We start from the raw sequence: 13,719 nt of genomic DNA, 5'->3' as shown, positions 1-13,719 counted from the left end.
GGGCGTGCCGCGGCATCCGGGGCAATGTATGGTGACATTAGGGTTGCCGCTGACATCGGCCGGCCGCCCCGGTGCGTTATGCGTTTTGTCCTGGTCCTGACTTCCATGTTCGATCCTTCCCAATCTGTCCCCCCTGCTCGAGGCCAATTCCGTGGCAGGCTGGCGCTGATGGCCATGGCCGCCGCCGGCCTGGCGGTGGCGGCGGCTGCACTGGCCCAGGTGCCCGCCGGCCCCCCCGGCGAGGCCTATCTTGATGCGCCGACGACTGACGGCCAGTACCAGCAAGCCGATCCTTCCTCGCGCATTGCCACGCTGACCGCCGTCGACGGCAATCTCAGCTTTGCGCCGGCAGGCTCGGACGACTGGGCTGCCGCAGGCCTGAACCGGCCCTTCACCACCGGCGACCGGCTTTGGCTTGACCACGGCGGCCGTGCCGAGGTGCATGCCGGCACGGTGGCGGTCCGGCTGGGCGGTGCCACCGCGGCCAGCATCCTGAACCTGGACGACAGCGCCACGCAGGTCAAGCTGACCCAGGGCACGCTGCAGCTGCGCGTGCGCGCGCTGCCGCCGGGCCAGACGGTCGAGGTCGACACCCCCAACCTGGCCTTCGTGCCGCGCGAGCCGGGCGACTACCGGCTGGACGTGGCGCCTGACGGCAGCACCACCACCGTGACCATGCGCCACGGCAGCGCCGTGGTCTACGGCGACAGCCGCTCGATCGAGCTGCAGCGCGGCGACCGCATGCGCTTTGCCGGCACCGACCTGGCCGACGCCGGTGGCGGCGGCGCGCCGGAAGACGCCTTCGACCGCTGGACCGCGGCCCGCGACGCGCGCGAAGACGCCTCGCCGTCCGCCCGCTACGTGCCGCGCGAGATGCCGGGCTACGCCGCGCTGGACGGCTACGGCGACTGGCAGGAAGACCCCGGCTACGGCGCGGTCTGGTTCCCGCACGTGGTCAGCGCCGGCTGGGCGCCGTACAGCGCCGGGCACTGGGCCTGGATCGCGCCGTGGGGCTGGACCTGGATCGACGACGCGCCCTGGGGCTTCGCGCCTTCGCACTACGGCCGCTGGGCCTATGTGGGCTCGCGCTGGGGCTGGGTGCCGGGCCCGCGCGTGCGCCCGTGCTACGCCCCCGCGGTGGTGGCCTTTGTCGGCGTTAGCGGCCCGAACTGGAGCGTGCGCGTTGGCAGCGGGCCGGGCGTGGCCTGGTATCCGCTGGGGCCGCATGACGCGTACCGGCCGGTCTATCGCGCCAGCCCGACCTATGTCGCCCGCATCAATCGCGTCACCGTGAACAACTTCGTGATGGGCGACCGCCGGCCTCCGCCTTACGCCAACCGCAACGTGCCCGGCGCCATCACCGGCATGCCGGCACGCAATTTCGTCGAAGGCCGCCCGGCGCGCGGCATGCATCGCGACGAATGGCGCAACCTGCCGGCAGGCGAGGCCAGGGGGGCGCCGCCGGTGGCGCCGGTCAAGGGCAGCCTGGTGGGATCGGCCCCGATGCGGCCGCTGCCGCCGCAGGCCCGCCATGGCTTCGAGCGCCAGGCCATCGCCGCCCGCCCGCCGGGGCGGCCCGCCACGGACGACCTGGCCCGCCGCTTCGCGCGCGAGGGCGGGGTTGTGCCCGGCGCCGGCCCGGCCTGGCGCGGCGGCAATGAGCGGCGGCCCGGGCGCGACGTGCAGCGGGCGCCCGATGTGCGCATGAGCCAGGCGGCCATCGCCGCGCGCGACCAGGCGCCGTCGCAGCCGCGCGCCGGCCGCGGCGATGCCGATGGCCCCGCACGTGGCGATCGCAACTATTCGAACGCCCCGGGCGAACCCTGGCGCGGCAACGGCCGCGGCCAGAGCAGCCGGCCCGACGAAGCCCGCGGCTTTGTTGGCCAGCCGGGCCAGCCGGGCGGACCGGCCGACCCGCAACGGCGGGCGCAGGGCATGCAGCGCGAACAGCAGCAGGTTTTGCAGCGCCAGCAGATGGAGCTGCAGCGGGAACAGCAGCGCGCGCTGCGCGAGCAGCAGCGGCAGGCGCCTGATCTGCAGCGGCAACAGCAGGAGGCCCGGCAACGCGACGCCCAGCAACGCCAGTGGCAGGACCAGGCCCGCGACCAGCAACGCCAGCAGGATCAGCAGCGCATGCAGCAGCGCCAGTGGGCGGATGGGCAGGACCGTCCCGATCCGGGGCGGCAATCGCAGGAAATGCAGCGGCAGCGCTTTGAGCAGCAACGGCAGATGCAGGATGCCCAGCAACAGCGCCAGATGCAGGAGGCCCAGCAGCAACGGCAGATGCAGGAATCGCGGCAGCGCCAGGCGCAAGACGCCCAGCGCCAGCAGATGGAGCAACAGCGCCAGTCCGAAGCCCAGCAGCAGCGGCAGATGCAGGAATCGCGGCAACGCCAGGCGCAAGACATCCAGCGCCAGCAGATGGAGCAGCAGCGCCAGTCCGAAGCCCAGCAACGCCAGGCCGCCGACCAGCAGCGCCAGCAGGCGGAGCGCCAGCGCCAGATGGCCGAGCAGCAGCGGCAGGGCCAGGAGATGCAGCGCCAGCGTTTCGAGCAGCAGCGGCAAATGCAGGAGGCCCAGCAGCGGCAGGCCGAGGCGGCTCAGCGCCAGCAGATGGCACAGCAACGCCAGATGCAGGAGCAGCAGCGGCAGATGCAGGAGCAGCAACGCCAGGTGCAGGAGCAGCAACGGCAGCAGGCCATGCAGCGCCAGCAGGCGGAACAGCAGCAGCGCCACATGCAGGAGCAGCAGCGTGCCGCGCAGGAGCAGCAACGTGCAATGCAGGAGCAGCAGCGGCACCAGCAGGACCAGCAACGGCAGATGCAGGAGCGCCAGCGGCAGCAGATGGAGCAGCAGCGCCAGCAGCAGCAACAGCAGCAACAGCGCGCCCAGAACTAACGCGGCCAGATGGAGGCGCGCAACGGGCGCGACGGCGATCGCCGGCAGTGGCACGGCCCGCTTGACGGAGCCCGGAAGGCAGAAACCCCGGCAGGCCTCGCGGCCTGCCGGGGTTTGTTCTTGCGCGGTGCCGCGCGGGCGCCGTCGCGGCCTGGCTTACTTCGCCAGCTCCGACAGCCGGACCTGCGAAATCTTGCCGTTCTGCACCCAGCCGACGATGGTGTCGGCCATCGAACCGCCCTTGGCGTCGATGCCGTCGACTTCGTTGGGGTTGACCTCCTTGGCCAGGCCCTTGACCGCGTCGGGCATCTTCGCCCGGATCGCTGCCGCGTCGCTGGTGGTGCCGGCCAGCTTCATCGCACCGGCCAGCGCGTACACCATGGTGTAGTTCAGCGACATCTCGGTGGTGGCATCGCGCCCGTCATGCAGCTTCTTGTACTTGGCGTTGAAGTTCTGCGCGGCGGGGCGGCTGTCGTTGACCAGCGGCAGCACGCCGATGGAACCCTCGAGCATGCCCAGGCCGTTGGTGACCTTGGCCATCTCGTCCATCTTGGCCTGGTCCATCACGATAAAGCCGCCCTTGAAGCCCAGTTCGCGCGCCTGCTTGACCACCAGTGCGGTCGGTTCCGACGGGCCGCCGACGAACATCACGTCCGGCTTCTCGCTCATCGCGCGCGACACGCCGCTGTAGAAGTCCGTGGCCTTGGTGTACGACATCGGGTTGTTGGCCACCACCTTGCCGCCGGCCGATTCCCACGCCGGCACGAAGGCCTGCACCCAGGCCTTGGCGTAGTCGTGGTCGGCCGGGGCCAGCGCCACGTTCTTGCCGTAGCGCTTCATCTGTGCCTTGACGAAGGGCTCGATATAGCCCGTGTACGCGGGCGGGATGCGGATGGTCAGCTTGTTGCCGGCGTCGGTGATGCGCGGCACGCTGGAGTAGGCCATCACCAGGAATTTCTCCTGCTCATTGAAGGCCTGCAGCGCGAAGATGCCGCCCGAATGCGGGACGAACACCGCCGGGGTCTTGTGCTGCTGCACCAGGCGGCGGCCGTTGATGGCGGCCTCGGCGGGCGAGTACTTGTCGTCCAGCGCCACCACCTCCAGCTTGACCTTCTTGCCCTTGACTTCCAGGCCGGATGCATTGATCTCGTCCACCGCCATCTGCACGCCCGACAGCACGTTCTTGCCATACAGCGCGGCGCCGCCGGACAGCGGGCCGGTATAGCCGATCTTGACCACTTCCTGCGCCAATGCGGCGCCAGAGGCCAGCATGGCGGCCACGGCGCTGGCGGCCAGCGGGAAGATACGGCGCATGATCTTGCTTTGCATTGCTATGTCTCCTGAAAGTACTGCACTTGCTAGGTCTGGTTGTGTTTTGCTGTCGCGAGGCCGGCTCCTCTGAACCTACCCCCCGATATACGCCTTCCGAATCCCCTCATCCTTCAGCAACGTATCCCGATCCCCCTCCATCACGATGCGCCCGCTCTCGATCACATAGGCGCGATGCGCGATGCCCAGCGCCGCGTAGGCGTTCTGCTCGGCCAGCAGCACGGTGGTGCCGGCACGGTTGATGCGCTGGATGATCTCGAACATCTGCTTGACCACCAGCGGCGCCAGCCCCAGCGACGGTTCGTCCAGCAACAGCGCGCGCGGGCGGCTCATCAGGGCGCGGCCCAGCGCCACCATCTGCTGCTGCCCGCCGGACAGCGAGCCGGCCGGGTCGTCCTTCTTCTGCCGCAGGATCGGGAACAGTTCATAGACCTCTTCCAGCGTCTTGCGGATGCCCGCACCATCGCGCCGGTGCACGTAGGCGCCCAGCACCAGGTTCTTCTCCACGCTCATCGCCGGGAACAGCTTGCGGCCCTCCGGGCAGTGCACCAGCCCGGCCTGCACGATCTGCGACGGCTTCATGCCCGACAGCTCGCGCCCATCGAAGCGCATGCTGCCGCCGCTGATGCGGTGGATCGCGCTCATCGCCAGGAAGATCGAACTCTTGCCGGCGCCGTTGGCGCCCAGCAGCACCACCAGCTCGCCGGCGCCGGCGTGCAGGGTGATGTTGTCGAGGGCGCGGAAGCTGCCGTACGACAGCGAGACGCGTTCAAGCTGCAACATGGTCGGCTCCCAGGTAGGCCTCGATGACATGCGGATCCTGCTGGATCTGCGCGGGCGTGCCTTCGGCAATCTTCTCGCCGTAGTTCAGCACCATGATCTTGTCTGCCAGGCGCATGATCATGTCCATCTTGTGTTCGATCAGGCAGACCGTCTTGCCATGGCGCACCATCTTGCGGATCAGCTCGGCCAGGCCCACGGTCTCTTCCGGGTTCACGCCGCCAGCGGGTTCGTCGAGCAGCAGCAGTTCCGGGTCGGTCGCCAGCGCCAGCGCAAAGGCCACCCGTTTGCGCGCCTCTTGCGTGATATCGGCGGCGACCTCATGCGCCAGGTGCGACAGCCCGACGAAGTCCAGCGCCGCTTCGGCCTTGTCGCGGCACAAACGCTCTTCCTCGCGCAGGCGGCGCGTGTTGAACAGCACGTCGCGCAGGCCCGAGTGGGTGCGCAGGCGGTGGCCGACGATCAGGTTGTCGAGCACCGTGGCGCGGTCGAACAGCGCCGTGGCCTGGAAGGTGCGGGCCACGCCCAGGCGCGCGATCTGGTCGGCGCGCAGGCCGGCCACGTCCTGGCCCTTGAACAGGATCTGGCCGGAGCTGGGCGCATGCGTGCCCGCCACCAGGTTGAAGAAGGTGGTCTTGCCAGCGCCGTTGGGGCCGATGATGGCGTTGATATGGCCTGGCTCGAAGGTCACCGAGACATCGTGCACCGCGGTCAGGCCGCCGAATTTCTTGGTCAGGTTGCGGATCTCAAGCATGGTCGGCTCCGGCGCGGGTGGTCGGGACAGCGGTGACGGGTTGTGCAGGGAACTGCGCCGCCAGCTTGCCGCGCCGTTCGGCCGCGGCCTTGCGTGCCTGCTTCTTCAGCCAGGAACCCACGATGCCGTCCGGCACGAAGATGATCAGCAGGATCAGCACCGGGCCGAACACCAGCATGCGGTAGTCCTGCATGAACTGCAGCGACTGCGTGATCCACGGCACCAGCACCGCGCCCAGCAGCGGCCCGAAGATGGTGCCGATGCCGCCTACCAGCATCGACATCACCATGTCGAAGGTCAGGTCGGTGCGCGCGATATCCGGCCCCAGGAAGCGCACCTGCCCGGCGTACAGCGCACCGGCAAAGCCGGCGTAGCCCACCGACAGCACGAACGACAGCACCTTGGTGCGCATCAGGTTGATGCCCAGGGCCTCGGCCAGGGCGTCGCTGTTGCGAACCGCCATGAAACTGCGGCCCAGCAGCGAGGTGACGATGCGGTGCATCAGGAAGGTGCCGACCGCCAGGAAGAACAGCACCAGGTAGTACTGCGCCTGCACGCTGTCGAAGCTGAGCGGCCCGATCGCGGCCGGCACCGGGATTCCGATCAGGCCCACCGTGCCATGCGTCAGGCTTTCCCACTTCTCGATCAGCAGGTAGATGATGTAGCCCACGCACATGGTGAAGATCGAGAAGTAATGGCCCTTCAGCCGCAGCGACACCACGCCGACCACATAGCCCAGCACCATGCAGACCACGCCGGCCAGCACGAAGGCCAGCCAGAACGGCACCTGGTGGTCCACCGTCAGGATGCCCAGCGTATAGGCGCCGATGGCCATGAAGCCGCCATGGGCCAGGTTGAGCTGCCCGGTGTAGCCGGTGATCAGGTTCAGCCCGAGCGTGGCGATGGCATAGATGAAGGCCAGCGTCATCACGGTCAGGTAGTAGCTGTTGGGCGTGATCAGCGGGAAGGCGATGGCCGCCGCAAGCAGCAGCGTCCAGCCGGTTTTTCCTTGCAGTGCTTTCATTGTGTTGTGCTCCTCAGGCCGTCTTGCCGGCAAACAGGCCCTGCGGCCGGATCGACAGGATCACCACCAGCAGCACGAAGGCGATGATGTCCTTGTAGTCGGTGGAAACGTAGAAGCCGCCGAAGCTCTCGGCCATGCCGATGATCAGCCCGCCGACGATGGCCCCGGGGATGCTGCCCATGCCGCCCAGGATGATGATGACGAAGGCCTTGGTGATCACCAGGTTGCCCATGCTGGGGTAGACCAGGTTGATCGGGGCGTAGAGCGTGGCGGCGATTGCGGCAAGCGCGCCGGAGATGGCAAACACCAGCAGCGTCACGCGGGTGGCGTCGATGCCGACCAGTGCGGCGCCTTCGCGGTTCTGCGCCATGGCCATGATGGTGGCGCCGGTCATGGTGCGCGTCAGGAACAGGTGCAGCAGCACCATCAGCGCAAAGGCGGCGCCGATGATCAGCAGGCGCTGCAGCGGCGCGGTCAGCCCGAACACGTCGACGATCTGGCCATAGGGCGTGGGCATGCGGTGGAAGTCCGCGCCCCACAGCGCCTGCGCCCCGGCTTCCAGGAACAGCAGGATGCCGATCGCGGCGATCATGTCGTGCAGCTCGGGCGAGTTGCGCAGCGGGTGGAACACCAGCCGGTCGGCAGCCATCGACAATACGGCCACCACCAGCGCCGCGCCAAGCATCGCCAGCCAGTAGTTCACGCCCAGCGATGTCATCAGGAAGTACGACACATAGGCGCCAGCCATGTAGAAGGCGCCATGCGCGAAGTTGGGCACGTGCAGGATGCCGTAGACCAGCGTCAGGCCAAGCGCCACCAGGCTGTAGACGCCTCCCAGCGTCAGGCCGTTCAGGAACTGTTGAAGGAACAATGCCACAGGGGTACCTCGTGCGGTTCGGGAAACCAGGCACGCAGCGGCAAAGGCCGTGCGTGTTCCGTCGCGGCGGCGCCAGGCGCGGCCACGGTCAGGAAGTCGGGGGTGGAACTCAGGCGGGCGGCAGCGCCGGCTCGCGCGCTGTGATGCGCGGGCGGGATGGCCTGGCCCAGGGCGCGCCGTGGCGCTCACGGTGCGGGTGTGCAGATGCGTGTTGCAGGTACTGCATGGTTGTCTCCTGTGCGATGCGGCACGCTGGCCGCCCGGCAAGCCGGGGCACTTGGCCGCGTCGGCGTGGACGGCGGCGTTGCGATCCGGTGACGAGGTGTCGGGAGTATTCCCGCACGATCGTTCGTTTTCACCGACTTTTGCATAGGCGTCGCGGCATCGTCAAGGAAAGCGGCGGAGTATTCCGCACCGCGAAATAGCAGTCGGCGCGTCTCCGGGTAAGCCCGGAGGCTTGCCCCGCCATCCATCGACAAGGCCGATGACCCCTATGCGTCCCCTGCATGGACAGCAGCCCGCCATTCCTTTGTTGCTGACTTCATTGATGCGACTGCGGATTGCGTGCCCAGCACATCCTGCGTTCTTTTTGATAGCATCGCGCAGGCTTCCTTCTGCCCTGGCGGTCGCCTGGTCGGCTTCCTTTATCGCGTGGGCGCTGGTGTAAAAAACCCTAAAAATCAAGAGGAAGGAGAGTTCTATGAAGAGGCTCATAACGGCGATTTGCAGTTGCCTGCTGCTCGCTGCATGCGGAGGCATGCACGTGCGGCCTCCCGGCGACTATGTGTTGGCTGGTGAGCCAGCGCCTTCCAGCAATCTCGTGAGGGTGGCTTTCGACCAGCTTGGGGATGTTTATCCCCGAGACGCTTCCAGCATTCCCTGGCCGCAACGGGCGCCGGGCGTGAATTCTCGCTTTGCACTGAGCGACATTCTTGAACATGGCGATCACGGTAGGCGACTGTACGGTCCAGAGCAACGGCGGGAAGCGGAAGATGCCGTTGTTGCAGCGCTCAATTCGAAGCTTGCCGCTGGCGACACGCTCCTGGTGCTGGTGCATGGCTTCAATGAGGACTTCGAATCCGCGCAACGGCTGTACAGCGGTTCCCGTAATCTGCTTGGAAGTGAAAAGCCGGCGGTTATTCTTGAGGTCTACTGGGACGGACTTCGAACGCGCAACCCGGAGATCATGACGGAGCAAACGCGACTTACCTTCTGGCCGGATGCGCTTCTGAGCTCCAACTACGCTGGCCAGAGGGGTTTGCGGCCCATCTTGAATCGGCTTTCGAAGCCTGTCGATCTCCGCTTTCTTGTGCACTCGCGAGGTACGGCTGTGGCCCTCTCAGCAGTGGCCGACCCTGTTTATGAGCGCAATTTCGGAAACGATCCGGAGAATCGTGTCCGTCCGCTGGACAACCCCAATATTCGTAGCATTAAGATCGCAGCCTTTGCGCCGGCAGTGGGGAGCGGACATGTTGGCCAAGCCATCTATGACAAGTGGGGAAATCACCCCGTTGATCTGGCTTTCACAGTAAATCCTTGGGACCTGGCACTCTCAAAGCTCTTTGTCTTTCATGACACTTTTTGGGGTGACACAAGTCTAGGCACATCCGAACATTTCGTCCGAGCTCGGATGGAGGAGCATTTCGCGCGGCTCCGCCTCATCCCTGTCAGATTTCCCAATAAAATCGGTCATGCTCTGGACAAATACGTTGAGGGAGACCCCGACGCAGCTACCTGCATCATTCGATTTGCAGGCCTGACATCGTCCGAATGCCCGTCGAGCGTTGAAATCATTCATTTGCGTGATGGGCAGTGACGGCTCTCAGGCTTACGCAGGCGGCTATCCATCGTTAGCTTGGTTTTCGGCTGCGGGTTAGACTCGACCCGCAACTGCGGGGAGGCAAGGAGTCCTCCCTTCCTGCTTGCCGCGTGCGGCATCACTCCGTCAGGCGCAATGTGACCGTGCGTGGTGACGCGTCGACGGATGCCAATGCGGCCAAATTGGCGGGACAATTCTGGAGCCGCGACCACATCACGCCTTCGGCGGTTTTGCGTACGCCGACGGCAACTGCTGTTTGTATGGAAGTGGCTAGCGCCTCATTGTTGATCGAGAACAGCCAGCCACCTCGAATCGCAATGCCAACGGCTGCAAACGTGCCAGCCTCGGCGCGGTCGCCGATATTGTCCACTTGCTTGAGCTTGTCAGTGTTGTCCTTGCCTGCACACATGGAAGCGGAGGCCCTGCACAGGGAAGAATTTTTTGCCCCAGGGACGCGGATGCGGTCGTCACCCGTCGCCTCGAACAGGACACGCACCAAGTCAGAAACCACCGCATTGGGGTCGATCTTGTTTGTTGAAACCTTTTTGTCCCCCGCCAGATCGACCGTGGCGGCCAGACCTGGAAATCCATAGCTCTTGCCCGCACGACTCACAAACGTCTGCTCGCCCAGTACGCCCAGGATCCGGCAGGGGGTGACCTTACCTTCCTCCTGGCACAGCCGCTGTCCGAGGTCCTTGGCAAGCTGGTCGATCTGGGCATCCGCAGCCGTCAAGACCGTCTCGTCCTTGATCGACTTCTTGAGCTTGTCAAGGAGCTTGGACTTCAGGTCGGGGTAGTCAAAATCGAGTGTGACGATTTTTCCATTCCGGAAGTAATCCGACACATAGCGCGCCACGAGGAGCCGCAGTGTCACCTGAGCGGCATCTTGCGCCTGCGTAGTAGTTGTTATCTGGTTGAGTCCATAGGTCTTCGCGTAGTGGCCCAACGCTTGCGCTGCCGCACCGACCCACCCTTCGCCGCTGGTGGCGAACGATACGTCCTGAATCATCCCGGTCCATTCACGGCGGCTGATGGTAATTTCGCCGCCGCCAAATTTCGACGAGGTAACCGCAGGGTCCGCTGGCGCCAGGTCTCGAAACAGCGTCGAAGTCAGTACCTGATTGGCGCGATCCACTGCATCAGGCGCATGAGCGTCGAGATTGACCTCGATGCCGCTCGGATCAATCCCGAGTCGTGCGAACAGCCCTTGTGAAAAGCCCGTGACATGATCATCGTATGCTGCAGCTGACGCCGGCACAGCGCTTCCGGAAGTGGCGGACGCCAGCATACTCAGCCCGAGTTGCAGATCAGTGCGATTGCGCTGGTTGCCCGACAAGCTGGCATTCACTGCGGCCGGCGGCATAGTCGTTGGGGACAGGGCGTATTCAGCTTTCGCACGTGCACAAGCGCTGACAGGCGAGCCAATGACTACCGTCGTGCCTGTGTCTGCGATCTTCTTGTTGAAGTCGCCAGCCGTGATGCATCCGCCGAGTGATGGCAACACCGTCGCGAAAAGCACACCCCTAAAGCATTTCCTCATGGCCATTGTTCCATCGACGAACCGTCGGAGTTGAATAGGATGCCGGGATGTTTAGGGCGGCGGAGAGAACTGTCCGCCCGCCAACTACCTGGCCGACTGCACCTAAGCGACATAAGTCAGCCACGCGGGCAGTTCATTGGATGGCTTCCGTCGTGTTTTTCACATGCTCTGGGGCTGGACGGGCAGGAATATTCCTGACAAGGCAACCACGCCGCGAGTACTACGACGCAATCGGTGAAACTGTTCGTGCGTGACGCGTTGCGCGAGAGTGCGCGATGCATTTGGTCCCCGGAGGGAGTTGCTGAAGGCTACCGCAAGAGTTCAATACCGCAAATCCCCCCAAGAAGGGGGATCTGACACCTTGATCTTTTCAGGCCTGGCGACGGCACGGGCGCCGCTCAGCAGCGGATCGCGCCGGACAGGAAGCGGAAGCAGCCGGCGGCCGCCGGCATCCTGGGCGCCGGTTCCTTGCGCATCATCAACGCCACGCGGCGCTTGAAGCTGGGGCTGCCCAGGGGCACGGCACGCAGCGCCACATCGTTGATGCCCTGGGCGTATAGCCGGGACAGCAGACCGACCGCGAGCCCCGCGCGCACCAGGCTGTAGAGCGATTCGCTGTACTGCAACCTGCAGGACGCGGCGGCCGAAGGCATCCGCTACAGCGAGTTCTTCTGGAACCCCACCGGCACCGTCAGACAGTCCGGCATTCCGTACCGCGCCGCCATGGAAGCCATCGTGCGCGCGATCGTCGATGCCGAGGCAGGGTTTGGCATCGTGGGGCGGCTGGTGCCGTCGATCGACCGCGAAGCCGATCCCGCCGAGGCGGTCGAGATGGTCGACTGGGTCATCGCCGACCGCCGCGACGAGGTGATCGGCATCGGCATCGACTATCGAGAGAATGACCGGCCGCCCGAGCTGTTCGCCGAGGCCTATCGCAAGGCCCGCGCCGCCGGGCTGAAGACCACTGCCCACGCCGGCGAGTTCGGCACGCCCTGGACCAATGTGGCCACCGCGCTGGACCTGCTGCAAGTGGATCGCATCGACCATGGCTACACCGCCATTGACAACCCCGAGTTCGCGCAGCGTTGCGCGGACCGCGGCATCGTCTTCACGGTGGTGCCGACCAATTCCTACTACCTGCGCACGCTGCCGCGCGAGCGCTGGGCGCTCGATCACCCGATCCGCCATATGCCGGGCATGGGCTTGCGTGTGCACCCCAACACCGACGACCCCGTGCTGCACCACGTCACCGCCAGCCAGGCCCGGGGGATGATGGTGCGCGATTTCGGCTTTGGCCTGGACGACCTGCGCGAGTTCATGCTTAACGGGCTGGACGCCGCGTGGATCGACGACAGCACGCGCCGTGCGTGGCGGGCGCAACAGTGCGCCGAGTTCGATGCGCTGCGCGCCAGGCTGTTCGCGGCCCCGGCTGCCCGAGGCTGCAGCCTGGTCCGTTTCCGTTCCGCTGTTCGTGGACCAGTTCCTGTCCAGGCGTACTGACATCTTCCTGACCGGGCGCTACCAGCGTGCTATGGGCGAAGCGACTACGGCGGCGATTTTCGGCTACCCGACTTCCGCCGGGCGCGATCAGGTGGTGGTTACCACGGGGATGCGGCATCGGTTCTGACCGGCCGCGAGGAAGCTGACGCCCGGCAGTGTCATTGCGTGGGGAAATCGATCTCAGCGCGCCTTGGCGATTCCTCAACCAGCCAGCTCGCGGTGCAACGCCACATATTCCTGCGCCAGCTTGTGGCGCGGATCCAGATGGATCATGGGGGTGGCATGCTGATGCGATTCGCGGATCTTCACCGATGCAGATAGCCGCGATTCAAGTACTGGCAGGCCCTCGCTTACCAGTTCGTCGACCAGCTTCTGCGGCAAGCTGGCTCGCGGCTGGAACTGGTTGATCACGATCCCCTCGACCTGCAGCCCGTCGTTGTGGTCCTGTTGGATTTCCTTCACGTTATCGAGCAGCGTGTAGAGGGCACGGCGCGAGAAGTCATCGCAATCGAACGGGATCAGGCAGCGCTCCACGGCGATCAGTGCGGAGCGGGTATAAAAATTCAGGGCCGGTGGCGTGTCGATGTAAATGGCGTCATAGACTGCCTCCAGCTCGAGCAGGGCGTCGCGTAGCTTGTAGATCTTGTAGCGGGATTCGAGCTTGCCGTGGAGGGAATCCAGGTCAGGATGCGCCGGCATCACATCGAGGTTCTCGAACGGCGTCGGGTGGACAAAGGACGTAAATTCCACCGGCCTGAAGTTGTAGGTCAGGGAGGTCTCGAAGAAATTCGCCGCGGTCGGACTTGCCTCCGCGGCCCGCGCGCCAAGCAGGTACTGGGTGGAGTTGCCTTGTGCATCCAGGTCAATGACCAGGGTGCGCAAGCCCTCGCTGGCGCTGATCGCCGCGAGATTGCACACAATGGTCGATTTTCCGACCCCACCCTTCTGATTGAACACGACGCGCCGCATTTGCCCCTCTGGAGAGAATCGATCCGAAAGCGGCAGCATACCTCAGCGTGAGGTTCCCGGCAGCACCCCGCCCGGCTATGACAACGATATTCCAGGCCGTGATGAGGTGGCACCCGCGGGCAGGCGATTCAGTGGGTGCCAGAGTCAGCCGTCCGATTCCTGCTCGCGGTACCATTGGCGCCTTGAGGTGGTCCCGCGCTTGCATCTCATGGACCAGCCTTGTGCTGCA

10 protein-coding genes and 1 pseudogene are annotated in these 13,719 nt (G+C 65.5%); 3 read left to right on the top strand and 8 right to left on the bottom strand.

Annotated elements, in window-relative coordinates; translation table 11 throughout:
* Positions 1 to 105 precede the first annotated feature (105 nt).
* A complete protein-coding gene (locus AC3WRI_RS00480) occupies positions 106 to 2,898 on the top strand; it encodes a DUF6600 domain-containing protein (RefSeq protein ID WP_492292317.1) in 2,793 nt (930 codons plus the stop codon).
* Between the two features lie 156 nt (positions 2,899 to 3,054).
* Here the strand turns inward: AC3WRI_RS00480 and AC3WRI_RS00475 are convergent, their stop codons facing one another.
* The 5 genes from AC3WRI_RS00475 to AC3WRI_RS00455 form a co-directional block, all read right to left on the bottom strand.
* Positions 3,055 to 4,227 (bottom strand): ABC transporter substrate-binding protein, encoded by a 1,173-nt coding sequence (locus AC3WRI_RS00475; protein ID WP_011617607.1) that lies wholly within the window; start codon positions 4,225 to 4,227, stop codon positions 3,055 to 3,057.
* A gap of 75 nt (positions 4,228 to 4,302) precedes the next feature.
* Positions 4,303 to 5,010, bottom strand: coding sequence for an ABC transporter ATP-binding protein (locus AC3WRI_RS00470; RefSeq protein ID WP_010812719.1), 708 nt, complete (start codon positions 5,008 to 5,010; stop codon positions 4,303 to 4,305).
* A complete protein-coding gene (locus AC3WRI_RS00465; RefSeq protein WP_035824305.1) occupies positions 4,997 to 5,761 on the bottom strand; it encodes an ABC transporter ATP-binding protein in 765 nt (254 codons plus the stop codon). Before AC3WRI_RS00465 ends, AC3WRI_RS00470 begins: the two co-directional genes overlap by 14 nt.
* A complete protein-coding gene (locus AC3WRI_RS00460; RefSeq protein ID WP_492292315.1) occupies positions 5,754 to 6,785 on the bottom strand; it encodes a branched-chain amino acid ABC transporter permease in 1,032 nt (343 codons plus the stop codon). The genes AC3WRI_RS00465 and AC3WRI_RS00460 overlap by 8 nt, the downstream gene beginning before the upstream one ends.
* 13 nt (positions 6,786 to 6,798) lie before the next feature.
* Positions 6,799 to 7,662 carry a branched-chain amino acid ABC transporter permease gene (locus AC3WRI_RS00455; RefSeq protein ID WP_010812722.1) on the bottom strand — a complete coding sequence of 288 codons (864 nt, stop codon included), beginning with the start codon at positions 7,660 to 7,662 and terminating at the stop codon, positions 6,799 to 6,801.
* 700 nt (positions 7,663 to 8,362) lie between these two features.
* Here AC3WRI_RS00455 and AC3WRI_RS00450 point away from each other — a divergent pair.
* Positions 8,363 to 9,478 (top strand): hypothetical protein, encoded by a 1,116-nt coding sequence (locus AC3WRI_RS00450; protein ID WP_136227878.1) that lies wholly within the window; start codon positions 8,363 to 8,365, stop codon positions 9,476 to 9,478.
* Positions 9,479 to 9,599: 121 nt separating this feature from the next.
* On the opposite strand, the gene AC3WRI_RS00445 is transcribed toward AC3WRI_RS00450, so the two are convergent.
* A complete protein-coding gene (locus tag AC3WRI_RS00445; protein WP_492292313.1) occupies positions 9,600 to 11,000 on the bottom strand; it encodes a hypothetical protein in 1,401 nt (466 codons plus the stop codon).
* Between the two features lie 419 nt (positions 11,001 to 11,419).
* Entirely contained in the window at positions 11,420 to 11,674 is a 255-nt protein-coding gene (locus AC3WRI_RS00440) for a LysR substrate-binding domain-containing protein (RefSeq protein WP_010812725.1), read from the bottom strand.
* Between AC3WRI_RS00440 and AC3WRI_RS00435 the strand changes: the two are divergent.
* A pseudogene (locus AC3WRI_RS00435) lies at positions 11,649 to 12,521 on the top strand (adenosine deaminase family protein); the annotation flags it as partial. The gene AC3WRI_RS00440 and the pseudogene AC3WRI_RS00435 sit on opposite strands and share 26 nt — an antisense overlap.
* A 201-nt stretch (positions 12,522 to 12,722) precedes the next feature.
* On the opposite strand, the gene AC3WRI_RS00430 reads toward AC3WRI_RS00435, so the two are convergent.
* The gene (locus AC3WRI_RS00430) at positions 12,723 to 13,490 is read right to left on the bottom strand and encodes a ParA family protein (RefSeq protein WP_010812729.1); all 768 of its coding nucleotides are present in this window, start codon (positions 13,488 to 13,490) and stop codon (positions 12,723 to 12,725) included.
* Positions 13,491 to 13,719: the final 229 nt, after the last annotated feature.

The sequence above is a fragment of the Cupriavidus sp. FW305-27 genome, from assembly GCF_058787995.1.
Note: the sequence above shows the minus strand (reverse complement) of the source record. Positions and strands in the feature narration are given on the sequence as shown.